The organism is Roseateles oligotrophus (assembly GCF_014204525.1).
GTDB lineage: Bacteria > Pseudomonadota > Gammaproteobacteria > Burkholderiales > Burkholderiaceae_C > Paucibacter_A > Paucibacter_A oligotrophus_A.
Genome location: NZ_JACHLP010000008.1, coordinates 69,221 through 94,736, shown reverse-complemented (window position 1 = coordinate 94,736; position 25,516 = coordinate 69,221). Strand labels below are relative to the sequence as shown.

Sequence of the window (25,516 nt, the reverse complement as noted above, 5' to 3'; positions counted from 1 at the left end):
GGCGATTTCACCGTGATGATCTTCCGCCTCGTCGTCGGCCTGCTGTTGTTCGCGGGCGTGCTTTGCTTTGCGCTTTACATCGCCACCGGCCAGGTCAGCTGGCGCCAGCGTGGCCTCGTCATCGTCAAATGGACGGTGTTGGCCGGCCTGGGCTTCTTCGCCATGCTGATCCTGGAGCGGCTGGCTATCTTGCTATGAGGGCAGGGCGGCCCGGAGACCGCCCTGCTGACCCCGCCATGCTCACTGCGGCGTGTACGTCACCGTCAGCCGGTAGCTGCCCGCGCTATAGCCCTTGAGCAGCACATAGACCTCGGTATTGGTCGCGCTGTTGACGCTGCAGCTCTCGCTGGCCGTGTTGCCATCGCTCTTGCAGTCATAGCTGCTGGTGCTGGCGGCCCCGCCTTTCTTGACGAATAGATCGATATCGCCCGTGCCCGTGGTGCTGGCCTTGAGCGTGCCGCCTGCCTTGAGCTTGAAGGGGCCGAAGCTGCGCGTCTGATTGAGCGTCAGGTTGCCGCTGAAATTCTCGGTCTTGTCGGCAGGGGGCGTGACGGCCGGGCCGTCCGCGCCCAGTTCCACCGCGTAGGCCAGGGCCATGCGGGCAAACTTGAGCGAATGGTCGGCCTGGTTGCCGCTATTGGCGTAGGTGTCGTTGGCGCTGTGGATATAGGGGTTGTCGGCCGCGAAGGAGGACTCGAAGGGCATGCTGGTGGCATAGCCCTGGGCGTTCCAGGAGGCATGGTCGGAGCAGGCATAACCGCAGCGATCAGTGCCAATCTTCAGCGTGGGCAGATAGGTCTGGATCAGCTGGCTCAGGAACTGGTTCTGCCCCGCATCGGTGTAGTCGCTGAAGAGGTAGATGTCGTTGGCCGCACCCTTGTAATTGGTCATGTCCAGCTGGATCACGCCCACCACATTGGCATTCTGGTTGGCAAGGCTCTTGGCGATTTCCTGCGAGCCGCGCAAGCCCACCTCCTCGGCGGCATAGGCCATGAATTTGAGCGTGCGGCGCGGTTTGAAATTGCTGGCCACCAGGCTGCGGATGATCTCGGTCAGGCTGGCCACACCGGAGGCATCGTCATCGGCGCCGGGGGCGCGGGTGCTCTCGCCGGTATTGGCACCGGCGATGGAGTCCAGATGGGCGCCCAGCACCACCAGCTCGCTGGCGTTGTCCGTGCCCTTGAAGGTGGCGATCACCGATTTCTGCGCCCAGCCCGGGTGATTGAACTGCTCGACCGTGATGTCGCTGCGCCCGGCGGCCAGATTGCTCCAGCGGGTCTTCAGCCAGTTCGAGGCGGCCACCCCGCCGCTGCTGGTGTAGTAGCGGTTGGTGTGGGCCGACAGGTCCAGAATGGTCTGGCCGATATTGCTGGCCTGCATCTGGCTCAGCATGGGCGTCACCAGGGCTTGCTGGTCGATGACATAGCTGGGTTTGCTGGCTGCCAGCAGCGCTTGCTGCCTCGGCCGGCTCAGGCGCTGCAGGCTGCGCAGGCCGTCCTCCTTGCTGGCGTGGAATAGATAGCCGCCGCAACGGCGCAGGCTCTGGTGCACGGCCTCGGACAAATCGGCCAGGCCGGCCTCATCCACCTCGACCAGATGGACTTGCTCCAGCGCCGCCGCGCCTTCCAGGCTGGCGCCCGGCATGAGCGCCGGGGCCGGGCCCGAAGCCAGGGCGGCGACCGAGGCCTCGCTGCGGGCCTTGAGCCTGGGCAGTTTTTGCAGCTGCTGGTAGGCCGCGTCGCCCAGGCTGATCCAGATCCGCTGGCTGCTGCTGCTGACGCTGGCGGCGGCTGGCGTGGCCTGGGCATTGCTCAGCAGCAGGCTGCCGAGGGTGATGGCAATGAGGGTTTTCAGAGGGTGCATCGTGTTCTCCGGATTTCTCCAAATGGGTGGTTGAAGGCCGCGGTTCCCGCAAAGCCCGGTCCCCTTGTTCTGGGGTCGGTCGGCTGAATCCTGCTGGCGACGGCACTTTTCGCAGGCCTCCGGCGGCTTGTAAATACCGAGTTACGTACCTGTCAGATATGACAGCTTGTGCGCTGATCGCCCGTGCCTAGGATGCGCCCCACGGGTCCGCCCTGGGGCGGCTCGCACGTGGCGGTGGCCGGCCTGTGATCCAGGTCTGGCGCCGCTGCGGCCCGCCTCCGCCCTGCGGCAGGCAGGTGTCCAGGGATTGAAAAAACCACTTCGAAACCAAGGAAATCATGATGAGATCACCCCAATTTGGCGCGCTGCGCCTCAGCCTGCTGGCGGCTCTCTCGGCCCTGGCCTGCCAGGCCATGGCTGCCGAGCGTGTGGACCTGAATGGTCAGGACTTGCAGCGCAGCGGCATCACCGCCCTGCGCGGCGGCAGTGGCCCGGCCGCTGCCCTGGGCCTGGCGGCCGAGGAGTTGCAGCCGCTGCGCAGCCAGAGCTATGCCAACGGCCTGGTGGTTACCCGCCATCAGCAGTTGTACAAAGGCGTGCCCATCTGGGGCGAGGCGGTGGTGGAGCATGCCTCCGCCAGGGCCCAAACCAGCAACTTCAGCGGCGCCCTGGTGCGCAATCTGGTGCAGGACCTGGCGCATACCCAGCCCAGCCTGTCGCAGGCCGCGGTGCTGAGCCAGGCCAAGGGCTTGCACGGCGCCAGCGGCGCCCGTTCCGCTGCCCTGAGCACGAATGAGCAGGTCAAGCTCTTCATCAAGCTGGATGAGCGCAATGTGGGCAAGCTGGTCTATCTGGTGTCTTTCGTGGACAGCAGCGATGGCCAGCACCCCAGCCGCCCCCACTTCCTGATCGACGCCAATAGCGGCGCGGTGCTGGAGCGCTGGGAAGGCCTGAACCACCGGGACGCGACCGGCCCCGGCGGCAATGCCAAGACCGGCAAGTACGAGTACGGCACGACGTATGGGCCCCTGGTGGTCACCGACGACTGCCAGATGAATAGCGGCAATGTGATCACCGTCGATCTGCGCGGCGGCAGCAGCGGCACCACGCCCTTCAAGTTCAGCTGCCCGCGCAATGAGTACAAGCTGACCAACGGCGCCTACTCGCCGCTCAACGACGCGCATTACTTCGGCAATGTGGTCTTCAATATGTACCAGGGCTGGTTCGGCCTGCGGCCCATCAGCCAGACCTTGTACATGAAGGTGCATTACGGCAGCAATTACGAGAATGCCTTCTGGGACGGCACGGCCATGCACTTCGGCGACGGCGCCAGCACCTTCTACCCCCTGGTGTCGCTGGATGTCTCGGCCCACGAGGTCAGCCACGGCTTTACCGAGCAGAACTCGGGCCTGGTCTATGCCAAGCAATCGGGCGGCATGAACGAGGCCTTCTCCGATATGGCGGGCGAGGCGGCCGAGTTCTTCATGAAGGGCAGGAATGACTGGCTGGTGGGCAGCGAGATCTTCAAGGCCAGCGGTGCCTTGCGCTATTTCGCCGACCCGACCCGCGACGGCCGTTCGATCGGACACGCCAGCAATTACAACGACAGCCTGGACGTGCACCTGTCCAGCGGCGTCTACAACAAGGCCTTCTATCTGCTGGCCACCAAGGCGGGCTGGAACACGCGCAAGGCCTTCGAGGTGATGGTCGACGCCAACCGCCTGTACTGGACGGCCAATAGCACCTTCAACCAAGGCGCTTGCGGGGTGGAGAAAGCCGCCACCAACCGGGGTTATGCCGTGGCTGATGTGACCTCGGCCTTCGCCGCCGTGGGTGTCAGCTGCGCGACCCAGCCGCCGACGGGCACGGCCCTGAGCAAGGGCGTGGCGCAGACCGGCATCAGCCTGAGCAAGGGCGCGAGCAAGCTCTACACCCTGGTCGTGCCTGCCGGCGCCAAGAACCTGACGTTCAAGCTCTCCGGTGGCACGGGTGACGGCGATATCTATCTGAAGTTCGGCAGCGCCCCGAGCACGACTTCGTATGAGCTCAAGTCCGACGGTTCGAGCAATAGCGAGACCATCACGGTGGCCACGCCCAAGGCCGGCACCTACTATCTGCTGCTGAGCGCCTATGCGACCGTCGGCAGCACCAGCCTGGTCGCCAACTACAACTAAGAGCCGCGCCGCAAGGCAGCAAGGCCGGGCCTGGCGCCCGGCCTTTTTCTTATTTTCCTTTTCGCTACTCGCTCAAGTCCTGCAACTGCACCAGGCGCTGGTAAATGCCGCCCTCCCGCGCCATCAGCTCCTCGTGCCGGCCACGCTCGGCCAGGTGGCCGTGGTTGAGCACGATGATTTGATCGGCCGCGCGGATGGTGGAGAGCCGGTGGGCGATAGCCAGCACCGTCACTCGGCCGCGCAAGGCCGCCAGGGCCTCGCTGACGATGCGCTCGGTGGCGCTGTCGATATTCGAGGTGGCCTCGTCCAGGAACAGGATCTTGGGCGCGCCGGCCAGGGCGCGGGCCATGGCGATCAGCTGCTTCTGGCCGGTGGAGACGCGGGCCCCGCCCTCGCCCAGCATCGTGTCATAACCTTGAGGCAGGGCGGATAAAAACTCGTCGATGCGGGCGGCTTGCGCCGCGGCGCGCAGCTGGGCCTCGGGGATGTCGCGGCCCATGGCGATGTTCTCGCGCGCCGAGGCCGCCATCAGATAGGGCTCTTGCGGCACCAGGCCGACGGCGGCGCGGAAGGCGGCGTCCGGGATGCTGGCCAGGGCCTGGCCGTCGATGCGGATGCCGCCCAGCTGCGGCGTGTAAAAGCGCAAGAGCAGCGAGAGCAGGGTGGACTTGCCGCTGCCGGTGTGGCCGACGATGCCTACAAAGGAGCCGGCCGGAATCTGTACATTCAACTCATGCAGCACGGGCCGCTCGGGCGCGTAGCCGAAGCTGAGCTGCTCGATCTCGATTTGGCCTTGGGTAATCGGCCGGCCGTTGGCGCTGGCCACGACGGGCGCGGTCTCTTGCAAAAGGCTGCGCACCCGCGCGGCCGCCACCATGGACTGCTGCAGCTGGCCGAACTGCATGGTGATCTGGATCAGCGGCTCCACCACCCGGGCGATATAGCTGAGGAAGGCGTAGAGCAGGCCCACCTCCAGGCCCGACATCTCGCGCCGGCCAAAGCCGTAGATGACGGTCACCAGCAGCAGCACATTGAGCAGGTCCAGGGCCGGGCGCAGGAGCCAGGCATTGGCGCGCAGCTCTTTCTGGCGCGCCTCGAAGTGGGCGGTGTTGGTGCTGCCGAAGCGCTGGCCAAAGCGCTGGGCCGCACCGGCCGCCTGCAACATGGCCATGCCGGCCATGCTCTCGGCCATCTGGGCATTGATTTCGCTGCGCAGCTGGCGGGCGCGGGCCACGGCCGGCGCGCTCAGGCGCTGGTAGAGCAGGATGATGATCAGCATGGCCGGGATCAGGGTGGCGACGATCAGCATCAGCCGCCAGTCCAGCCAGGCCATCGCGACCAGCGAGCCCAGCACCACGATGCTGGAGTCCAGCATCACGTACAGCACCTGGCGATACAAGGTGTTGACCGCCTCGCTGTCATTGGTGACGCGGCTGACCAGCTGGCCGGTGATGGCGCGGTCGAAAAAAGCCATGGGCAGGGCCAGCACATGGGCGTAGACCTGCTCGCGCAGGCGCAGCACCGAGCGCTGGGCCACGCCGGCCATGCGGCTGAGCTGGGCGTAACGTATCCAGCTGGCCACCCAGCCGCAGGCCAGCAAGGCGATCAACAGCCCGGCCATGGCGGGGAGGTCGAACTGGCGCGGCAGCAGATGGGCGTCGATGAACTGCTTGCCGATGATGGGCCCCAGCGCCTCCAGCCCGGCGGCCACCAGCAGCCACAGCACGCCCCACAGCATGGTGCGCTTCTCGGGCCTGGCGGCGTCCAGCAGCAGGCCGACCGAGGCCCAGGGCCGCTCGTCTTTTTTTGTTTCTTCAGAGGGCATCAAGGCTGGCCTCCAGTTGTTGATAACGCCATTGGCTGGCGTACCAGGCGCCGGCCTCCAGCAGCTGGGCATGGCTGCCCTGTTCGCTGATGCGGCCCTTGCGCAGCACGGCGATCTGGTCGGCCTCCATCACGGCGCTGAGGCGGTGGCTGACGATGATGACGCTGCGCTCGGGGCGCGCCTGGCGCAGCTCGCGCAGATGATCGAGGATCTGCGTCTCGGTGCCGGTGTCCACGGCCGACAAGGCGTCGTCCAGCAGCAGAATGGGCGCCTCGGACAGCAGGGCGCGCGCGATCGCCACCCGCTGGCGCTGGCCGCCGGACAGGGTCACGCCGCGCTCGCCCACCTCGGTCTCGTAGCCCTGGGGCAGGCGGGCAATGTCCTCGTGCACGGCCGCCATGCGGGCGGCCTGTTCGACCTCGGCGCGCGTGGCCCCGGGGCGGGTCAGGGCGATGTTCTCGGCGATGGAGGCCGAGAACAAAAACGGCTCTTGCGGCACCCAGGCGATGGCGGCGCGCAGGCTTTGCAGGCTGATCTCGGCCAGGTCATGGCTTTGCCCACCCGCACTTACCGCGATGCGGCCTTGGCTAGCTTCGAACTGGCGCAGCAGCAGATTCAGCAGGGTCGATTTGCCCGCTCCCGTGGGGCCGACCAGGCCCAGGGTCTGGCCGGGCCGCAGCTGCAACTGGATGTCTTGCAAGGCCGGCTGGCCGGCCCCGGCATAGCTGAAGCTCAGATGTTCAAAGCTCAGCCCGGCCTGCGCCGGCATAGGGTGCAGGCCCTTGTCCTCCAGGCTCAGCGGCGCTTCGAGCACCGGCAGCAAGCGGTCCCAGGCGGCGCGGCCGCGCTCCAGCAGGGACAGCACCCAGCCGGCGGCAAACATGGGCCAGATCAGCTGGCCCAGATACATGGTGAAGGCCGTCAGCTGGCCGATGCTCAGCTCCTGCCTGGCCACCAGCAAGCCGCCCAGACCCAGGGCGATGACGGTGGCCGCGCTCAGCGTCATGCCCACGGCCGGCTCGTAAGCCGCCTCCCAGCGCTGGGCCTGGTAGCTGGCCTCGCCGGCGCTGGCCGCCAGCGTGCGGAACTGGCCGCTATTGTGCTCGGCCAGGCCCAGGGCGCGCAGGGTGCGCACGCTGGCCAGGCCTTCCTGCACATGCTGGTTGAGCTTGGAGAAACGCGCGAGCGAGCTTTGCCAGGCCTGGTGGATGTGGTCGGAGATGCGCCAGAAGGCCAGCGCCATCAGCGGGAAGGGCAAGAGCGCCGCCAGGCCCAGGCGCCAGTCCACCCCCACGGTCATCATCAGCAGCACCAGCACCAAGGTCAGCGTGCCGTCAAAGGCGGCTAGCAAGGCCTCGCCGGCGGCCATCTCCACGGCGTCCACATCGTTGGTGGCCAGGGCCATCAGATCGCCGCTGCGCTTGGCCTGGAAGAACACCGGGCCTTGCAGGGTGAGCCGGGCATAGAGCTGGGTGCGCAGCTGCTGGCCCAGGCGGTAGGCGGCGGCGAACAAGGCCAGGCGCCAGCCCACCCGCAGCAGATAGATGGCGGCGCCGGCCGCCACCAGCAGACCCAGCTGCTGCAGCAAGACCTGACCCTGCAGGGCGCCGGCCACCATGCCGTCCACCACATGGCCCACCTGGCGCGGGATCCAGGTGCTCAGCACGGCGATGCAGGCCAGCATCAGGGCGGCGGCGGCATAGGAGCGCCAATGCCGGCGTACAAAGCCGAGCAACATTTTGCTTAGGGTCATCGCGCGGGGCCCGCCGCAGGAGGCGGGTGATTGGAGGGCAGCGGCCGATTTTAGGAGGCCTGTGCGCGGGTCGCTGGCCAGTTGGATTTAACCCTTGGCGAGATCCAGTACAGCCAGCGCAGCGTCAAAGTCAAAGCGCTGCAAATGCCTCAGCAAGGTCTCGGTCCGGGTCGGCCCCAGCCAGGTGCGCAGCAAGGGGGTCTGCGCCTCGGCCAGGGCCAGGGCGTCCAGATCGGAGTCCTGCAGCAGCTGGCGCAGCCGCTCTTGCAAGGCCTGGGCGGCGGCGGGGTCGCCGGGCGCGCTGTTCGCGCCGCCGGCTTGCACAAAGAGTTCCACCGTGGCGGCGGTGCCGAAGTAGGCATGCAACTGAGCGAGCACGCTTTGCAAGACCTGGCTCAGTTCCGCCATGCCGCTGCGCAGGGCTTGGGCCTCGGGTTCGGGCTGGCGCAGGGCCTGTTCAAGCGCGGCCGAGGCCCGCGCCAGCGCGCCCATGCCGAAGGTGGCGGACAAGCCCTTCAAGGTATGCGCCAAGCGCTCGCCCTCGGCCCAGTCCTGCCGCTGCAAGGCGCTGCCCAGCTCCTCCAGCGCATGGCCCTGGTTGACGCAAAAGCCTTGCAAGGTGTTGCGCAGCGAGCCGGCGTCGTTGACAAAGCGTGGCAGGGCGGCGGCGATGTCCAGGCCCGGCAGGGCGGCGATCAAGGCCTCGCCCTCGGGGCTGGGCTTGGCGATGAATTTGGACAGGCGCTGCTGTAGGTCCTGGGCCGCGGCCTCCGGGGACAAGCCGGCCGGCTCGGTGTCCGGATCCTGGGGCTTGAGTTCCTTGCCGCTGAACTGGGCGATGTGGCGGTAGAGATTGCCCGGATCCAGGGGCTTGGAAATATGGGCTTGCATGCCTTCGCTGAGGCAGCGCTCGCGCTCTTCGGCCATGGCGTGTGCCGTCATGGCGATGATGGGGAGTGGGTCGAAGCGCGGGTCGGCGCGCAGGCGGCGGGCGGCCTCGTGGCCGTCCATCACCGGCATCTGCATGTCCATGAAGACGATGTCAAAAGGCGCGGGCCCGCTGCGCGTCAGCAGCTCCAGCGCCTCCTGGCCGTTGAGCGCCACCTCGGCGCTGACGCCGACCAGGGCGAACAGCTCGAGCGCGATCTGGCGGTTGATCTCGTTGTCTTCCACCAGCAGCACATGCACATCCTCGAAGCGCAGCCTGGACTCGTGCGCGGCGGGGGCGGGCAGCTTGATCTTGTAGTCGCCGTAGAGGTCCAGCAAGGCGTCGAGCAAGGAGGAGGGGCCGACGGGTTTGTGCAAAAAGCCGTCCACGCCTATGGCCTCGGCGCGGGCGCGGGTTTCCTCCATGCCAAAGGCCGTCACCATGACCAGGCGCGGCGGGTGGCTCAGCGGCATCTCGTGGCGGATGTGCTGGGCGGCCTGCATGCCGTCCACCACCGGCATCTTCCAGTCCAGGAAAACCAGTTTGTAGGGGTCTTGCCCATCGGCGGCGGCCAGCAAATCGTAGGCCGCGAGGGCGGACTGGCAGCTGTCCACCCGCAGCTCCAGGCGCTCCAGCAGGGTGCGCAGAATGCGTTCGGCCACGGGGTTATCGTCCACCAGCAGGGCGCGGGCGCGATGCAGCTGGGGCGGTAGCACGGGGCGGGGCTGGCCGCCCTCGCCGCGGCCGAAGTGGGCGCTGAAGAAGAAGCGGCTGCCTTTGCCCTGCTCGGAGCTGACGTCGATCTCGCCGCCCATCATCTCCACCAGGCGCTTGCTGATGGCCAGGCCCAGGCCGGTGCCGCCGTATTTGCGGGTGGTGGATTCGTCCGCCTGCGAGAAGGCCTTGAACATCTTGCGGCATTGCTCGGGCGACATGCCGATGCCGGTGTCTTCCACGCTGAAGCGCAGCTGCAAGTCCTGGCCACGGTCAAGCAGCAGGCTGATCTCCAGGCCGACCTGGCCCTGCTCGGTGAACTTGATCGCATTGCCGACCAGATTGGTGAGGATCTGGCCCAGGCGCAGGGGGTCGCCGATCAGATGGGCGGGAACGTCCTCGTGCACATCGATCAGCAGCTCCAGGCCCTTGCCGTAGGCGCGCTGGGCGATCACGGTGACAAGGCTGTCCAGCACGGTGCTGAGCTCGAACTCGATCGCCTCCATGGCCAGCTTGCCGGCCTCGATGCGGGAGAAGTCCAGGATGTCGTTCAAGATGCCCAGCAGGGACTGGCCGGAGTGGTGGATCTTGGTGACGTAGTCGTGCTGGCGTGCGTCCAAGCCGGTCTTCAGGCAGAGATGGGCCAGGCCGATGATGGCGTTCATGGGCGTGCGGATTTCATGGCTCATATTGGCCAGGAAGGCGCTCTTGGTTTCGACCGCCGCCTCGGCGATGGTCATGGCCTGCTGCAGCTCCATGGTGCGCTCCTTGATGCGCTGCTCCAGGGTCAGGCGGGCCTCTTCCAGCGCCTGGTTTTTCTCGTGGATGTCGGCGAACAACTCCTCGGTGCTGCGCAGCGCCAGGCATTGGCGGGCCTTGTCCAGGCGCTCGGCGTCGCCAATTTCCAGTGCATCGGCGCCGTCGCCCACCAATAGCTGCAGCTGTTGGCGGCCATCGGCCAGGGTTTGTTGCCGCCGGCCTTCGCAGGCCGGCAGGCGCTCGGCCTCGACGGCCGGCCCTGCATGGTGCAGGGTGTAAGCCAGCTGGCCGCTCATGCTCAGGAATTGCACCCGCACGTCGGAGACCTCGGGCAAGTCCGTGGCCAGACGGGCCAGATGCGAGAACACCACCGCCTGGCGCAGCAGCACGGGGGCCGGCCAGGCCAGGGCACGGCCCATCTCCAGCAGGCGGCGGCGCCCCTGGGTATTGGGCAAGAGGCCGGCCGGGCCGCGGGCGCAGGGTTTGAGCAGGCCCAGATCAATCATGACGGCACCGCACGACCAGGCAGCTGGCGTCGTCGTGGAAACGGCCTTGCTGGCGCACCAGATTGAGCGCGCAATCGGCGGCCGACAGGGTGCGCAGCTTGGCGGCCGGGAAACCGTCGTCGCAGATGGCGTTGGAGGCGAGGCCGTCGGAGGCCAGCACGATCACATCGTCCAGGCCCAGGGTGACGTGGCGCTCCTCCAGCCTTGGCAGGTACTGGCCGATCAGGCCGGGCTTGGAGGGGAAGCTGTGTACCTGATGCTTGTCCACCAGCCAGAGCAAGGGGTTGCCGACGCCGCAATAGCTCAGCAAGGCCCGCCGGCTGTCCAGATGGCAGACCATGCCCACGCCGCTGCCGTGGCCGCGCAAGCGCTTGTCCAGTTGCTGCAGGAAGGTGAGGGGCCGCTCGGCTGCCTTGTCGCCTATCCAGGCCTGGATCTCGCGGGCCACCTTGGCCGCTTGCTCGCCATGGCCCGAGACATCGATCAGGCCGAACAGCAGCCCCTGCGCGCTGGCTTGCGTGAAGAGCAGATCACCCGACTCGGTCTGCCCGAAGCAGGGGAGGCTGTAGCTGCCGTATTCGAGCTTCATCAGCGTCGGCTGAAGCGCGCGGTGACCACGGTGCCCGCCCCCGGCTTGGATTCGATCTTGAAGTGCTCGCTGAGCCGGCGTACCCCGGGCAGGCCCAGGCCCAGGGTGCCGCCGGTGCTGTAGCTGTCGCGCATGGCGACGCTGATATCGGCAATGCCCGGGCCCTGGTCCTGCGCCACCAGCTCGCAGGCGCCGGCCTGCAGATAGGGGTCGAGCAGGCGCAGGCAGAGGCGGCCGCGGCCGGCGTATTTGAGGATGTTCTGGGCCAGCTCGGAGGCCGCCGTCTTGAGCCGGGCGGTGTCGGCCGCCGGGAAGCCGGCCGCGCGCGCCAGATGGTCCACCTCGGCCAGGGCGATCCAGAGGTCCGCCTCGTCGCTGATGATCACCTCGACATCCTTGCCGACCTTCATGGCTTGCGTCCGTAAACAGAGAGGGCCTGCTCCAGCGTGCCGGCCACGCGCAGGCCCCGGGTGTCGGCGCCCAGATTGACCAGCAAGGCCGCCAGCCCGGCCTGCAGGCCGATCAACACGGCGCGGGCGCCCATCAGGTGGATGGTGTCCAGCATCTGGCGCAGGGCGCTGAAGTCCGCCAGGTCCAGCAGGTCCACGCCGGACATATCGATCAGCACCATATGCTGCTCGCTGTGGCCGAGTTGCTGCAGCAAGGGTTGGTTCATGGCCTGCAGGGATTCGGCCGTCATCTCGCCGTGGACGGTGGCGACCAGGCAGCCCGAGACCAGGCTGTAAATGACGTTGGTGGAGGCGTCCAAGGGCTTGGATTCGTTCAGTTGTCGCTGATCTGTTTGACGCTGACGCCGGCAAATTTGAAGGCGATCTCCAGCGCATTGCGCAGGGTGGAGGTGGTGCGCAAATCGTTGACCGGGATGCCCAGCTCCACAATGGTCTGGGCGATGGCGGGCGAGAGGCCGGAGAGGATGCAGACACAGCCCATCAGCTGCGAGGCCTGCACCACCTTGATCAGATGATTGGCCACCGCCGTGTCCACCACCGAGACGCCGCTGATGTCGATGATGAAGACCTTGGCGCGCGACTCGGCGATGCGCGAGAGCGAGGAATGCATGATGTCCTGGGCGCGCCGCGAATCGACCAGGCCAATGATGGGCAGCAACAGAATGCCCTCCCACAGCGAGGTCACCGGGGTGGACATGGCGATCAGGCTGCGGGTCTGCTCGGCCATGCGGCGGCCGAGCAGATGCGAGTAGGTTTCCACCACGGCCGTGGTGTCGAAGTGCACCAGGCGGGTGACGGCGCGGGCGCAGCGGATGTAGTCGTCCGGCGGCAGGGAGTTGTCGTAAAAGTTCTCCAGCAGCATGGCGAGCGACACATCCATCGCGGCGAAGTAGGTGGGCAGGGGCAGGCCGATGCGGGCATGGACCTCGCCGACATCGCGCAGGCGGCGCAGATAGTTGTCGTCCACCTGGGCGCGGAAGAAGCCCTGCCAGTAGCGCAGCTGGCCGCCCTTGACGCGCTGCAGCCGTTCGGGGTCGGAGAAGAAGGTGCGGTAGTCGGGTTGGTGCGCCATCCAGGCGTAGAAGGCATCCAGGAACTGCGGCAGCTGCGGAATGGCGATCTTGCCGTAGCGCTGCACGGCATCCAGCAAGTCATCGTCAATGTCCAGCATGCTGCGCAGCTGCTGGACATTGGCGAGCGATTCATTGTGAAGATCGACCGAGGACATGGATGTTCTCCGTGGTTCACGTGACGAATGGCAGGGACAGGCGTCGCCGTCTGATTAGGCGATTATTTCCATCTTCGACGAAAGCGCCAGAAAAATGAAACTATTTCGTGTTCTGCTGGGGTCGGGATAACTTCAACAAGAGGCGGACTGCACGACGTTGTGCTTTGCGCAAGTTGGGGCGGCTCTGCCCCTCATTTCTTGCAATCGAATTTGCTGATCCGCATACTATTGAGGCCTTGCTTGAGGTTCGGTTCTGGCTTGTGGATTCGGGCGTATAACTTCAAGCCTTGCCGGGTCTGCTTGCGCGTGCTTTAGGCCCTCTGAACGTCGGACGATACATAGGAGATCTATGGTGGAACAGACGCTTCGGCAGTCGGTCTTGGTGGTTGACGATACCCCCGAGAACCTTGCCCTGATCTCGCGGCTGCTCAAGCAGCATTACCAGATCAAGGTGGCCACAAACGGGGAAAAAGCCTTGGTGATTGCCAGCAGCGACCCGCAGCCGGACCTGATCCTGCTGGACGTGCTGATGCCGGGCATGGACGGCTACGAGGTCTGCCGCCGTCTGAAGCTTGACGCCCGCACCGCCGAGATCCCGGTGGTCTTCCTGACCGCCCGCAGCGACACCTCGGCCGAGGCCCAGGGCTTTGAGCTGGGCGCGGTGGACTTTCTGTCCAAGCCGGTCAGCCCGCCGATTCTGCTGGCCCGTATCGAAACCCATCTGGTGCTGAAGAACGCGCGCCAGGTGCTGAAGGACCGCAATGCCACATTGGAAGAGGAAGTCCGCCGCCGCGTGCATGAGATCCAGGTGGTGCAGGACGTCACCATCATGGCCCTGGCCTCGCTGGCCGAAACGCGCGACAACGAGACCGGCCACCACCTCGTCCGCACCCAGCTTTATGTGCAGGCCCTGGCCGATCATCTGCAAGGCCATGCGCGCTTCTCGGCCGAGCTGACGCCCAGCAATATCGAGCTGATCGTCAAGAGCGCGCCGCTGCACGATATCGGCAAGGTGGGCGTGCCGGACCGCATCCTGCTCAAGCCGGGGCGGCTGACGCCGGAGGAGTTCGAGGTCATGAAGACCCACACCACGCTGGGCTATCGCGCCCTGGTGGAGGGCGAGTCCCGCATGCAGCAGCAGGCGCCGTTCCTGCGCTTTGCCAAGGAGATTGCGCTCAGCCACCAGGAGAAATGGGATGGCAGTGGCTACCCCAACGGCCTGGCCGGCGAGGCCATTCCGATCTCGGCCCGCTTGATGGCCCTGGCCGATGTGTATGACGCCCTGATCAGCCGCCGCGTCTACAAACCCGCGATGTCGCACGAGCAGGCCTATGGCCTGATCGTGGCCGGCAGCGGCATCCATTTCGACCCCGACATCGTCGCCGCCTTCATCGCCGAGGCCGACAACTTCAACCAGATCGCCCAGCGCTTCTCCGACACCGAGGCTCAGCACGAGGAAGAGCAGGCCCGGGTGCTGCGAGCCATGGGTGAGAACGCCTGAAGTCATGCTGCCCCTCGCCCAGGCTCAGCCGCGCTGAACGCGGGCGAGCCTGGTCGGTCCCCCGGGGGGACGAGGCCGTCAGCGGCATTGAGCCGCAGACGGCCTCAGGCGGGCCGGCTTGGGGCGGCCCGGCGCTCGGCCCGAATACCCAGTTCCGTTGGCAACTGAGCTTTTCGCCTAGCGCGGCACGACGAAGCTGGACGCCGCGCTGACCTCATCGCCCTGCGCATTGCGGATGCTGAAGGCCATGGCATGGCTGCGGCTGTCGCGGCCGCCGCCCTGGCCTCGCAAGGCCTGGGCCTCCCGTGCTGGCAGGCGCACGGCCAGCACCAGGCTGCGCGCTTCGCCGCCGCGGAGCTCCCAGCGCTCGCCGCCTATCAGCTGGCCGCCGGCCAGGCCTTGCAGCTGTAGGCTGATATGGCGCGGCGACTCCGAGAGATTCACCACCTGCAGGCGGTAGATGTTTTCCACCGCGCCCTCGTCCACCTGGCGCGCCATCACGCCGCGGTCGCGTATCACGTCCAGGCGCAGCTCGGGCCGCTGCGCCAGGCCCCAGGCCATGGCCAGGCAAAGGCCTAGCAAGAGGCCGCCGTAGATGCGCACCCGCGGGCGGGCCAGCAGGCCGCGCAGCGGGCTCGGGGCGACGGCCCTGGCCCCGTTCTCGCTGGCAAAACGGATCAGGCCGCGTGGCGCCTGCAGCTTGTCCATCACCTGGTCGCAGGCATCGATGCAGACGGCGCAGCTGATGCAGGCCGATTGCACGCCCTGGCGGATGTCTATGCCCACCGGGCAGACCTGCACGCACAGGCTGCAGTCCACGCAGGCGCCGCTGGATTTGGCGGTGGCCTGCTTGCCGCGCGGCTCACCGCGCCGGGCGTCGTAGCTGACGAGCAGGGTGTCGGCATCCAGCATGGCGCCCTGGAAGCGGCCGTAGGGGCATATGTGCTGGCAGATCTTCTCGCGCAGCAGGCCGGCGTTGAGATAGGTGAAGCCGCCGTAGAACAGGGCCCAGAAGGCCTCCCAGCGGCCCAGCTCCCAGCTCATCAGCTGGCTGGCCACTTCGCGCATGGGCGAGAACCAGCCGACAAAGCTCAGGCCCACCCAGAGGCTGAGCAGCAGCCAGGCCAGATGCTTGCCGCCGCGGCGGGCCAGCTTCTCCGGCCCCCAGCCGGCCCGGTCCAGGCGCAGGCGCAGATGGCGCTCGCCCTCGAAGCGCTTCTCCAAGCCCAGGAAGAGCTGGGTGTAGACGGTTTGCGGGCAGGCGAAGCCGCACCAGACCCGGCCCAGCAAGGCGGTGACGAAGAAGAGCAGCAGGGCGCTGATGACCAGCAAGCCGGTCAGATAGATCAGGTCCTGCGGCGCCAGCACCAGCTTGAAGAGGTAGAAGCGCTGCGCCTCCAGATCGAAGCGCACGGCCTGGCGGCCGTTGATCTGCAACCAGGGCAGGCCCAGGAAGACCAGCTGGGTCAGCAGCACCAGCGCGCTGCGCAGGCGGCTGAAGCGGCCGCGCATGCTGCGCACCTGCACCTTGTGGGCCGCTTCAAAGCCTTGCAACTCGGGCAGCAGGCGGTGGATGGGAATGACGGGTTGGCGAGTGCTAGTCATGGCCATGATCTTGGCCCGGGGCGATCTGAGATGGTGTAATCACATTTCTGGCAAAACAACCGGATCAGATGGAGTCTCATGAGCGCCGCAACCCTGTTCGAGAGCCTGGCCGAGGAGCTGGAGGAGCGCATCCACAGCGGCGTGCTGGCCGCTGGCGACCGCCTGCCCTCGGTGCGCCAGGCCTGCCTGGCCCGCGGCATCAGCCCTTCCACCGTGTTCCAGGCCTATTACCTGCTGGAGGCGCGCGGCCTGGTCGAGGCGCGGCCGCGCTCGGGCTATTACGTGCGCAAGCCCAGGCGGGCGCGCGGCGGGCCGCTGGCGGCGGCCGTGCAGGCGCCGGCGGCCACCGAGGTGGTGATCAGCGAGCTGATCTTCGACGTGCTGGGCTCCACCCGCGATGCCGAGGTCGTGCCCCTGGGCTCGGCCTTTGCCGCGGCCGGGCTGTTTCCGCTGGCCCAGCTGGCGCGCTGCGGCGCCCGCGCCATGCGCCAGCTGCCGCCCGCCCAGCTCAGCGCCGAGCTGACCAGCGGCAACACCCGATTGCTGCAAGCCCTGCGGCGGCGTTATGGCCAGCACGACATCGCCCTGGCGCCGCAGGAGCTGGTGATCTGCAATGGCGCGATGGAGGCCCTGGGCCTGTGCCTGCAGGCCGTGACCCGGCCGGGCGATGTGGTGGCGCTGGAAAGCCCGACCTTTTACGCCGCCCTGCAAGCCCTGGAGCGCCTGCATCTGCGCGCCGTCGAGGTGCCGACCGACCCGCGCCTGGGCGTGGACCCCGACGCCCTGGCCGAGCTGCTGGCCCGACAAAAGATCGCCGCCTGCTGGTTCATGCCCAATTTCCAGAACCCGCTGGGCGCCCTGATGCCGCCGGCGCGCAAGAAAGCCCTGGTGGCCTTGCTGGCCCACCACGGTGTGCCCCTGATCGAGGACGATGTCTATGCCGAGCTCTATCACGGCATCCGGCGCCCGCGCCCGGCCAAGGCCTTCGACCCGGCCGGCGGCGTGCTGCATTGCAGCTCTTTCTCCAAATGCCTGGCGCCCGGCTACCGGGTGGGCTGGGCGGCGGCCGGGCGCTTTGCGCCGCAGGTCCAGCGGCTCAAGATGATGAGCTCGCTGGCCACGGCCGTGCCCTCGCAACTGGCCCTGGCCGAGTATCTGGAGCAGGGCGGTTATGAGCGCCATCTGCGTGGCCTGCGCCAGGCCCTGGCCGCCAGCATGGCGCGGGCGCGGGCCCTGGTGTTGCGGCACTTCCCGGCGGGCACCCGGGTCTCACAGCCGGAGGGCGGCTACTTTCTGTGGCTGCAGCTGCCGGCCGGGGTGGACACCCTGGCCCTGCATCGCGAGGCGCTTGAGCAGGGCATCAGCACCGCGCCCGGCCAGCTGTTCTCGGCGGACCGGCGTTTCCGCCAGGCCCTGCGCCTGAATGCGGGGCATCCGGACGATGCGCGGGTGGAGCCGGCGATTGCCGAGCTGGGCCGGATGGCGGCGCAAATCCAGCGCCGAGCCCGCCCCTGATGCGGGTACACCCGGTACCGTGGTCTAGGGTTTTGCATGTCATCAATCGTCATATTTGGGCGCTAGCATGGTCCGCAGCGCCTGGGCTGTTTGGGCGCGAGAGCCGGGTTTGCAGCATTGGATCGGCCCCGTGTCGGTGAGGAATGCCTGCTTTCAAGCCCGGAGTGCGGTTTCTCTCTTCTACTCCAACACCATGAAACTCAAACCCATTGTTGCCTTGCTGGCCGCCGCATTTGCGGCCCCGGCGGTGCTGGCTTCCGCGCAAGGCGTGGTCATCAGCCAGGTCTACGGCGGCGGCGCGGCCACCTCCGGCTCGCCCAGCTACAAATACGACTACATCGAGATCTTCAACGGCGGCAGCAGCCCGGTCGATCTGAGCACCTACTCCCTCCAGTACGGCAGCGCCACCGGCACCGGCAACTGGGCCGTCGCGGCATTGAACAATCTGGCCAATCCGGTGCTGCAGCCGGGCCGCTACCTCTTGATTCGCCAAGGCACGGGCAGCGGCGCGCTGGGGGCCGACATCACCATCCAGGACGGCACGGGCAATCTGAATATGAGCGCCTCCAACGGCAAGGTCGCCCTGGTCAGCAGCAGCCTGGCCCTGAGCGGCGCCAACCCCAGCGGCGGCAATCTGGTCGATCTGGTGGGCTATGGCTCGGCCAATGGCTACGAGACGGCGGCCACCCCGGCTTTGAGCAGCACGACGGCCGCGCTGCGCAAGGGCAATGGCTGCACAGACAGCGACAACAACAGCGCGGACTTCACGGTGGGCACCCCGCTGCTGCGCAATTCCGCCACACCGGCAAACGTTTGCGGCGGCGTGCCGGCCTTCCAGCCCATCGTCCCCAACTGCCCGGATGCAAGCGTCAGCTCGGGCGCCAACAGCGTCTTCAGCGTGAGCGCCAGCGATGCCGACAGCCGAGTCAATAGCGCCGTCGCCACGGCCAGCTGGCCGGCCGGCATCAGCCTGGGCAGCTTCAGCGCCGCCACGGCCCCCGGTGGCACGGCCACCCAGAGCATCAATGTCGCGGCCTCGCTGGCGGGCGGCACCTACAACCTGGGCCTGCAATGGGGCAATAACGATGGCCAGTCGGCCAGCTGCAGCTTCAAGCTGACGGTGGCCGGCATGACGCCCATCTACAGCATCCAGGGCTCGGGGGCCAGCAGCCCGCTGCTGAACCAGACCGTCAGCACCAAGGGCATCGTGACCCTGCTCTCGCCCACCGGTTTTTATATGCAGGACCGCCTGGGCGATGGCGACCCCAGCACCTCGGACGGCATCTTTGTCTACACCGCCACCGCACCCACCGTGGCCGTGGGTGCCGAAGTGAGCCTGAGCGGCCTGGTGACCGAGTTCACATCCGGCCAGAGCAGCATCACCCAGCTGAAGAACATCAGCGGGCTGACGACGCTGAGCACGGGCAATGCCATCACGCCCACCGTGGTGGACCTGACGAGCCTGGCCCCCGGCGGCCTGGAGGCTTTTGAGGGCATGCTGGTCAAGCTGAGCGGCCCCATCACCGTGCAGCAGAACTACTTCCTCGGCCGCTACGGCCAGCTGACGATGGCGGCCGGCGGCCGCCTGCTGAACCCCACCAATGTGCTGCGCCCCGGCCCCGACGCCCAGGCCCTGGCCACGGCCAATCTGGCCCGCGCCATCATCCTGGACGACAACAGCTCGGCCCAGAACCCTGCCGTCGTGCCCTATATGGGCGTGGACAACACCAACCGCGCCGGCGACACGGTGGACAGCCTGACCGGGGTGATCGACTACGGCCCGGCCACGGCCAATGCCAGCGGCGCCTCCATGTACCGCTTGCAGCCCAGCGTGGCGCCGGTGTTCACCCGCGCCAATCCGCGCCCTCTGGCAGCGCCCTCCGTGGGCGGCAATGTGAAGATCGCCAGCGCCAATGTGCTGAACTTCTTCACCACCTTCAGCAATGGCCAGACGGCGGCCGGCGGCTCGGGCCAGGGCTGCTCGCTGAGCGGCACGGTGTCGGCGGCCAATTGCCGCGGTGCGGACAATCTGAACGAGTACCAGCGCCAGCTCGCCAAGACCGTGGCCGAGCTGAGCACGCTGGGTGCCGACGTCGTGGGCTTGATGGAGATCCAGAACAATGGCGAGGTGGCGGTCACGACCCTGGTCAATGCGCTGAACGCCAAGATGGGCGCCGGCACTTATGCCGTGACGCCGCCGCCCGCGCAAGGCACGGGCGACGACGCCATCCGCGTGGCGATGATTTACAAGCCGGCTAAGCTGAGCCTGGTGGGCGCCTCCATCTCCGACCCCTCACCCGTCAACAACCGCCCGACCTTTGCCCAGGGCTTCCAGGCCGCGAACGGCGAGCGCTTCGCCGTGGTGGTCAACCACTTCAAGTCCAAGAGCTGCTCGGGCGCCGCGGGCGCGGATGCCGACCAGGGCGATCTGCAAGGCTGCTACAACGCGCACCGTATCGACCAGGCCTTGCAGCTGCAGAACTTCGTCAACCAGGTGAAGGCGGTGGCAGGCACCCAGGATCTGGTGCTGCTGGGCGACTTCAATGCCTATGCCCAGGAAGACCCCATCCACACCCTGACCCAGAACGGCCAGATCGTGGACCTGGTGGGCTTGTTCGAGCCGGCCGATTACTCCTACGTCTTCGACGGCTTTGCCGGCCGCCTGGACCATGGCTTGGGCACGGCCTCCCTTGCCCCAAAGGTGGCGGGCGCGACCTCCTGGCATATCAATGCCGACGAGCCCCTGGTGATCGACTACAACACCGAGTTCAACCCGGCCGCCTACTACACGCCCACGCCCTTCCGCTCCTCCGATCACGACCCCATGGTGCTGGGCCTGAATCTGTACAAGCAGATCAAGGGCACGGCGGGCAATGATGTGATCGTCGGCACCCCGGGCGACGATGTGATCGAAGGCGGCCTGGGCCGCGACACCTTGACGGGCGGTGCGGGCAATAACCAGTTCGTCTACACCACCGGCGCCGATGGCCTGGACACCATCACCGACTTCAAGCCCGGTCAGGACCTGCTGGTCTTCACGGGCCTGCTGAAGAATGTCGGCATCAATAGCGCCAACCCGCTGGGCGAAGGCTTTGTGACCTGCAGCACGAGCACGGCCGGCGCCCTGGTGGGCTATGACCCCGACGGCGCCGCCGGTGCCGCCAAGTCGCGCCCGGTGGTGCTGCTCAAGAACGTCGGCTGCCAGGCCTTGCAGGCCAATAGCTTCCGCTTTTAAGCCAGCCAGGCCGGCCCGCGCGCAGCGGGCCGGCCGCCGCGGCCTCCAACAAGATTTCTCCGGAGAAAAAACATGTTCAAGAAAACCGCCATCGCCCTGGGTCTGCTGGGTGCCATGTTCTCGGCCCAAGCCGCCATCTTCAACTTCAACGGCCTGATCGACGCCGGCCCCGAGGCGGGCAAGAGCTTCAGCGGCCAGTTCAGCTTTGCCGACGCGGCCCTCACGGGTAGCGGCTTCGAGACGCCCGCGCTGCTGAGCTTCAGCCTCAACTTCCTGGGCCAGAGCTACCAGCTCGCCGGCGCCAGCGGCACGCCCACGGCCGATCATCAGGACGGCGTTTTCCTGGGCCTGAGCGTCCAGTTCGCATCAAGCACGCAAAGCCTCGTCTTCAGCTCGGGCAGTTTTGATCTGAGCGACGCCTATCTGCACTTCACCCCGGTGGGCGGCGTGGAAAGCTCGGGCGGCTACAGCATCAGCGCCGTGCCCGAGCCCTCGAGCTGGGCGCTGGGCTTGGGTGGATTGCTGGGGCTTGGGCTGATGCTGAGGCGTCGTCCAGCCCAGGTTTGAGCCGCCTGCTGGGCACGGGTAAACTTCGCTTGCACGCCTGCCGCTGATCAAGCGCTGGTCTTGAAGGGGTAGGCGTTTTTGGAGGATGCCCCATGTCTGACCTTGTTGCCGAACTCGCTGAGCGCAGTCTTGCCCTCGCGCTTGAGGATCGTTCGCGCCTGGTGGAGATGATTCTGGCGACCCTGCACCAGCAGCCCGCCGCGGAGGTCGCCGCCGCCTGGGATCAGGAGATTGAGCGGCGTCTTGCCGCCTATGAGCGCGGCGAGGTCGAGACCTATTCGGCAGAGGATGTGTTTGCGGAGGCCAGGCGCATCGCCCCTTGATGCGAGCCAATGCAAGCCCGTTTTACACGGCAGGCGCGAGCTGAGTTGCTGGCCCAGACTCGTTACTACGAGAATCTGCGGCAGGGGCTGGGGAGCCGTTTCCGTGGCGAAGTTGAGGCGGCGGCGCTGCGCGCGGCCGAATTTCCTCTGCATGGCAAGGCTTCGGCCGGCGGCACCCGGCGCAGGCTGGTGAACGACTTCCCCTTCGCTGTGATCTATACCGAAATAGCCGGGGGCGTGCTTGTACACGCCATTGCCGATGAGCGCCGCCCGCCAGCGTACTGGCTGGCCCGGCTTCCCGAGTGATCGGCAAGCGCTTGGCTCAATAAGTCCGGCTGCCCTTGAACTGCGCGTGCTGGCGGCGCTGCAAGGTGGTGCTGCGGCTCATTGCCTCGAAGGAGACGTTGGCGTGCGCATGCATGATGGCCAGGCCCAGGGCATCGGCGGCGTCCTTGCCGGGCTCGGCGGGCAGGCTGAGCAGGCGCTGCACCATGTGTTGCACCTGCTCCTTCTTGGCGTGGCCATGGCCGACCACGGCTTTTTTCATCTGCAGGGCGGTGTACTCTGACACCGCCAGATCGCGTGACACCAGGGCCGTGATGGCCGCGCCGCGCGCCTGGCCCAGCAGCAGGGTGGACTGCGGGTTGACGTTGACGAAGACGATCTCCACCGCCGCGCATTGCGCGCCATAACGGCCTGCCACCTCACACACCCCGTCGAAGATGATCTTCAGCCGCGCCGGCAGGTCGCCGGTGGCGACGGCATTGGTCTTGATGGTGCCGCTGGCCACATAGCTCAGGCGCGGGCCATCGGCTTCAATCACTCCAAAACCCGTTGTCTGTAGGCCAGGGTCAATGCCGAGAATACGCATGGTTGTTGATGCTGGTGAGCAGCGAAGTTGTACAGGATTTCAGCGCAGGCTCATGTCCGCGCAGCGGACGTGAAGGCGCGCAAGCGCCGGGCCGAAGCTAAAACCGGTGGTTTGTAGCCCTGGGTCAATGCCCAAAATTCTCATTGCGCCCATTTGAAATACCAGCGAACCGAGTGGAAGAAGACGGGGGCCGAGAAGCACAGCACGGCGATGCGGTCCAGCAGGCCCACGGCCCCGGTGATGGAGCTGCGGTTGCCCCAGGAACGCACGCCGGCGTCGCGTTTCAAGGCCTCCATCACCAGGCCGCCAAAGCTGCCGGCCCCGGCCGCCACGGCGGCCATCAACATGGCCTTGACGGCGGTGAAGGGGGTGATCCAGAACAGGGCCGCACCCAGCAGGGCGGCGGCGAAGATGCCGGCCCACCAGGCGCGCATGGAGAAGGTCCGGCTGACCTGGCGCGCCACCGGCCGGCGGCGCAGGCGCTGGGCGGCGGCCTGCTCGATCAGCTGGCCAAAGCTGACCACCATCACCAGGAAGAACAGCAAGAACGCACCGCGGCCCTTATAGCCCGGGATGTCCAGCAGGATCAGCGCCGGGGCATGCGAGAGCCCGTAGACGCAGACCATGATGCCCCACTGGATCTTGGCGTTACGTTCCAGAAAGTCCTCCGGGTCGCCGGCCAGGGCGCTGACCACCGGGATGGCCAGAAAGGCGTAGACCGGCACCAGCACGGTGAAGAGATTGAACTCGCGCAGGCCCACCACCAGGTATTGCAGGGGCAGCAGCACGAAGAAGGCCAGGATCAGGCTGCGGTGGTCGCCGCGCCGGGTGTGCAGCAGCGTGATGAATTCGCGCAGGGCCAGAAAGGACAGCACGCCGAACAAGAGCGTGGCGCCCAGCGGCCCCGAGATCCAGGCGGCCCAAAAGAGGGAGGCGCCCAGCCATAGCAGATTCAGCTCGTGCTGAATCTTGCGGCGCCGGGCCAGGGCGTGTTCGCCATCTTCCTCGCGCGCCCGCAGGCCGAGCAGGAAGCTGGCGGCGCTGGCCAGGGCCAGGGCGCCGAACAAGGTGACGAAGAGCAGGGCGATCTGCTCGTTGCTGTCCAGGGTCTTGAGCCAGTTCATGGGCGTGCCCCGCCGGGTCGGCCCGGCTTTTGCGCCAGCACGGCGGCGCGCGCTCGCTCCAGAAAGGCGCGCTTGTCCTCGCCCGGCTCCAGGCTGAGCGCGGCGCCGAAGGTGACGGTACACAGAATGGGCACGGGCACGACCTCGCCCTTGGGCATGACGCGCTGGACGTTGTCGATCCAGGTCGGGATCAGTCTGACCTGCGGGAACTGCTCGGCCAGGTGGTAGAGCCCGGCCTTGAAGGCCTGCGGCTCGCCCTTGTTGGAGCGGGTGCCCTCAGGGAAGATCACCACCGAGTCGCCCGCGGCCAGGGCCTGGGCCAGCGGTTCCAGCGGGTCTTCGTCGGCTGTGCTCCGGTTGCGGCTGACGTAGACGGCATTGAACACGGCCGTGGTCAGCCAGGTCTTGAGCGGACTGCTGGTCCAGTAGTCGCGGGCGGCGATGGGCCGGGTCTGGGCGCGCAGCTCATGCGGCAAGGCGGCCCAGATCAGCACCCAGTCGAAATGGCTTTGGTGATTGGCGAAATAGATGCGCTGCTCGGCCATCGGCGGGCAGCCCTTCCAATGGCCTTGCGTGCCGGTGATCAGGCGCGCAAGGCCGGCCAATAGCAGGCCGGTGTAATGGGCAAGAGACATGGCGTTATCGTAGCTCTTGCGCGCCACCCACTGCCGATGGAGCCGGGGCATTTCGGGCCGAGCGCCGGGCCGCCCCAAGCCGGCCCGCGTGGGTGCTGCTTGCCGGTCAATCCGGCAAGCAGCACCGTCCCCTTGGGGGACCGACTGGGCTTGCCCGCGTTCAGCGCGGCAAGACCGGGCGAGGGGCTCACTTCAATCTGCTCGGGCTGACCCCGTACTGCTTCTTGAAGGCGGTGGCGAAGTTGGCGGGGTTCTCGAACGCGGCCTCCAGCGCCGCCTGGGCCACCGAGGCGCCTTGCCGCAGCAGGGCATGGGCGCGCGCCAGGCGGCGCCGGCGCAGGTAGTCGAACACCGAGCAGCCCTGGGCGGCGCGGAAGTGACGCTGCAAGGTGTTTTCGTGCAGGCCCAGTTCCAGGGCGATGTCGGCCAGGCTCCAGCGGTCGGCGGCGCCGCTGTCCAGCAGCTCGCAAGCCAGTTGCATGCGCGCGGCGGTGGGCATGGCCGGGCTTTGCTCCGCCTGGCCCAGGGCTTCGCTGAGCAGCTCCAGGGCCTGGCATTCCAGCCGCAGGCGCAACAGGCCTTGCCGCTCGCCGCGGCCCTGCTGCAGGGTCTGGGCCTGGTTCAGCAGGCCCTGGCCCAGCTCCTGCAAGCGCCGCCCCATGCTGGGTCGGTTGGCGGCCAGATGGCGGCCCGGCAGATGCAGGCCGGCCTGGTCCAGCCAGGCGGGGCTGAGCTGCAGGCTGAAGCGGCATTCGCGGGCGCCTTCCGGGTCGCGGCGTTCAAACAAGGCCGGCGTGCGCAGCGAGATCAAGGCCAGCTCGGCCCGGCCCGCCTCGCCCAGGCGCTGGGCGCGGCCACCGTAGGCAATATGCAGCCGGCCTTGCAAAACCATCACCAGATGCAGGCCCGGGGCGGCCTGCACCTCCTGGCCCGGCGCATGGCCATGGCTGCAGGTGCTGTAGCTGAGGGACAGGCCGGGCCGCAGCGGCAGCGAGGCCCGGCGGGCGAGGGGGGCTGAGAGGGCAGAGGAGGCGGGCACGATGAGAGCTGGAGCAAAGAGGAGTGGTCGGCGCAAAGGCAGGCGCTTGTCAAGACGGGGATACTAGCGCCGCCAGCGGGTTAATGCAAACCATTCTCATTTAGAATGCCTGTGCCTAGCCGCTTGGCCCCCGTCTTGCGCGGGGCGGCTCGCCGGGTTTCTCTGTGTGCAACAGCACTGGGCAGTCCCGGCCGGGTGGCTGCCGCGCCCCATCCCTCCTTCTCCTGGCTCTTGCTGTATGCGCAAACCTTGTCTGACATCGACCGCCCCTGCTCGACACCGTCTTTCACGT

21 protein-coding genes and 1 pseudogene are annotated in these 25,516 nt (G+C 67.2%); 8 read left to right on the top strand and 14 right to left on the bottom strand.

From position 1 onward, the window contains the following. Nucleotides 1-15: 15 nt before the first annotated feature. Nucleotides 16-198, top strand: a complete 183-nt coding sequence (locus HNP55_RS18870; protein WP_221439688.1) for a hypothetical protein — start codon at nucleotides 16-18, stop codon at nucleotides 196-198. Between the two features lie 42 nt (nucleotides 199-240). Here HNP55_RS18870 and HNP55_RS24880 read toward each other — a convergent pair whose 3' ends face one another. Further along, entirely contained in the window at nucleotides 241-579 is a 339-nt protein-coding gene (locus HNP55_RS24880) for a PPC domain-containing protein (RefSeq protein WP_409993758.1), read from the bottom strand. Beyond that, nucleotides 568-1,863: pseudogene (locus HNP55_RS18865) on the bottom strand (M20/M25/M40 family metallo-hydrolase); the annotation flags it as partial. The pseudogene HNP55_RS18865 and the gene HNP55_RS24880, both read right to left, overlap by 12 nt. Nucleotides 1,864-2,204: 341 nt before the next feature. Between HNP55_RS18865 and HNP55_RS18860 the strand changes: the two are divergent. Continuing rightward, nucleotides 2,205-4,037: a M4 family metallopeptidase gene (locus HNP55_RS18860; protein WP_184302974.1), complete on the top strand. Its 1,833-nt coding sequence runs from the start codon at nucleotides 2,205-2,207 to the stop codon at nucleotides 4,035-4,037. A 64-nt stretch (nucleotides 4,038-4,101) separates the two neighbouring features. Here HNP55_RS18860 and HNP55_RS18855 read toward each other — a convergent pair whose 3' ends face one another. The 7 genes from HNP55_RS18855 to HNP55_RS18825 all read right to left on the bottom strand — a co-directional run bounded on the left by HNP55_RS18855 (nucleotide 4,102) and on the right by HNP55_RS18825 (nucleotide 12,809). Further along, nucleotides 4,102-5,862, bottom strand: a complete 1,761-nt coding sequence (locus HNP55_RS18855; RefSeq protein ID WP_184302971.1) for an ABC transporter ATP-binding protein — start codon at nucleotides 5,860-5,862, stop codon at nucleotides 4,102-4,104. Beyond that, nucleotides 5,852-7,615, bottom strand: coding sequence for an ABC transporter ATP-binding protein (locus tag HNP55_RS18850; protein WP_184302968.1), 1,764 nt, complete (start codon nucleotides 7,613-7,615; stop codon nucleotides 5,852-5,854). The genes HNP55_RS18855 and HNP55_RS18850 overlap by 11 nt, the downstream gene beginning before the upstream one ends. Nucleotides 7,616-7,702: 87 nt before the next feature. Further along, the gene (locus tag HNP55_RS18845) at nucleotides 7,703-10,522 is read right to left on the bottom strand and encodes a hybrid sensor histidine kinase/response regulator (RefSeq protein WP_184302965.1); all 2,820 of its coding nucleotides are present in this window, start codon (nucleotides 10,520-10,522) and stop codon (nucleotides 7,703-7,705) included. Further along, nucleotides 10,515-11,111: a SpoIIE family protein phosphatase gene (locus HNP55_RS18840; RefSeq protein ID WP_184302962.1), complete on the bottom strand. Its 597-nt coding sequence runs from the start codon at nucleotides 11,109-11,111 to the stop codon at nucleotides 10,515-10,517. The genes HNP55_RS18845 and HNP55_RS18840 overlap by 8 nt, the downstream gene beginning before the upstream one ends. Beyond that, nucleotides 11,111-11,521: an ATP-binding protein gene (locus HNP55_RS18835; protein ID WP_184302959.1), complete on the bottom strand. Its 411-nt coding sequence runs from the start codon at nucleotides 11,519-11,521 to the stop codon at nucleotides 11,111-11,113. The genes HNP55_RS18840 and HNP55_RS18835 overlap by 1 nt, the downstream gene beginning before the upstream one ends. After that, a complete protein-coding gene (locus HNP55_RS18830) occupies nucleotides 11,518-11,880 on the bottom strand; it encodes an STAS domain-containing protein (RefSeq protein WP_184302956.1) in 363 nt (120 codons plus the stop codon). The genes HNP55_RS18835 and HNP55_RS18830 overlap by 4 nt, the downstream gene beginning before the upstream one ends. 14 nt (nucleotides 11,881-11,894) lie before the next feature. Further along, complete coding sequence (locus tag HNP55_RS18825; protein WP_184302954.1) at nucleotides 11,895-12,809, bottom strand: protoglobin domain-containing protein; 915 nt, start codon at nucleotides 12,807-12,809, stop codon at nucleotides 11,895-11,897. A 349-nt stretch (nucleotides 12,810-13,158) separates the two neighbouring features. Between HNP55_RS18825 and HNP55_RS18820 the strand changes: the two genes are divergently transcribed. Beyond that, nucleotides 13,159-14,310 (top strand): HD-GYP domain-containing protein, encoded by a 1,152-nt coding sequence (locus tag HNP55_RS18820; RefSeq protein WP_184302951.1) that lies wholly within the window; start codon nucleotides 13,159-13,161, stop codon nucleotides 14,308-14,310. Between the two features lie 177 nt (nucleotides 14,311-14,487). Here HNP55_RS18820 and ccoG read toward each other — a convergent pair whose 3' ends face one another. Further along, nucleotides 14,488-15,915, bottom strand: coding sequence for a cytochrome c oxidase accessory protein CcoG (gene ccoG, locus HNP55_RS18815; RefSeq protein WP_184302948.1), 1,428 nt, complete (start codon nucleotides 15,913-15,915; stop codon nucleotides 14,488-14,490). A gap of 78 nt (nucleotides 15,916-15,993) precedes the next feature. On the opposite strand from ccoG, the gene HNP55_RS18810 reads away from it, so the two are divergent. From HNP55_RS18810 to HNP55_RS18790, 5 genes are all read left to right on the top strand, one after another. Next, nucleotides 15,994-17,430: a PLP-dependent aminotransferase family protein gene (locus HNP55_RS18810; protein WP_184302945.1), complete on the top strand. Its 1,437-nt coding sequence runs from the start codon at nucleotides 15,994-15,996 to the stop codon at nucleotides 17,428-17,430. Between the two features lie 193 nt (nucleotides 17,431-17,623). Further along, on the top strand, nucleotides 17,624-20,665 hold the full coding sequence (locus HNP55_RS18805) for an ExeM/NucH family extracellular endonuclease (protein ID WP_184302942.1): 3,042 nt from the start codon (nucleotides 17,624-17,626) through the stop codon (nucleotides 20,663-20,665). A gap of 72 nt (nucleotides 20,666-20,737) precedes the next feature. After that, the gene (locus tag HNP55_RS18800; RefSeq protein WP_184302939.1) at nucleotides 20,738-21,232 is read left to right on the top strand and encodes a PEP-CTERM sorting domain-containing protein; all 495 of its coding nucleotides are present in this window, start codon (nucleotides 20,738-20,740) and stop codon (nucleotides 21,230-21,232) included. Nucleotides 21,233-21,324: 92 nt separating this feature from the next. Continuing rightward, complete coding sequence (locus HNP55_RS18795) at nucleotides 21,325-21,555, top strand: addiction module protein (protein WP_184302936.1); 231 nt, start codon at nucleotides 21,325-21,327, stop codon at nucleotides 21,553-21,555. Nucleotides 21,556-21,564: 9 nt separating this feature from the next. After that, nucleotides 21,565-21,861, top strand: a complete 297-nt coding sequence (locus HNP55_RS18790) for a type II toxin-antitoxin system RelE/ParE family toxin (protein WP_184302933.1) — start codon at nucleotides 21,565-21,567, stop codon at nucleotides 21,859-21,861. 16 nt (nucleotides 21,862-21,877) lie between these two features. Here HNP55_RS18790 and ruvC read toward each other — a convergent pair whose 3' ends face one another. The 4 genes from ruvC to HNP55_RS24810 all read right to left on the bottom strand — a co-directional run bounded on the left by ruvC (nucleotide 21,878) and on the right by HNP55_RS24810 (nucleotide 25,224). Beyond that, nucleotides 21,878-22,426 (bottom strand): crossover junction endodeoxyribonuclease RuvC, encoded by a 549-nt coding sequence (gene ruvC / locus HNP55_RS18785; RefSeq protein ID WP_184302931.1) that lies wholly within the window; start codon nucleotides 22,424-22,426, stop codon nucleotides 21,878-21,880. 140 nt (nucleotides 22,427-22,566) lie between these two features. After that, nucleotides 22,567-23,550, bottom strand: a complete 984-nt coding sequence (locus HNP55_RS18780) for a phosphatidate cytidylyltransferase (protein WP_184302928.1) — start codon at nucleotides 23,548-23,550, stop codon at nucleotides 22,567-22,569. Next, the gene (locus HNP55_RS18775) at nucleotides 23,547-24,185 is read right to left on the bottom strand and encodes a lysophospholipid acyltransferase family protein (protein ID WP_184302925.1); all 639 of its coding nucleotides are present in this window, start codon (nucleotides 24,183-24,185) and stop codon (nucleotides 23,547-23,549) included. The genes HNP55_RS18780 and HNP55_RS18775 overlap by 4 nt, the downstream gene beginning before the upstream one ends. A gap of 187 nt (nucleotides 24,186-24,372) precedes the next feature. Next, nucleotides 24,373-25,224, bottom strand: coding sequence for a helix-turn-helix domain-containing protein (locus tag HNP55_RS24810; RefSeq protein WP_184302922.1), 852 nt, complete (start codon nucleotides 25,222-25,224; stop codon nucleotides 24,373-24,375). Nucleotides 25,225-25,516: the final 292 nt, after the last annotated feature.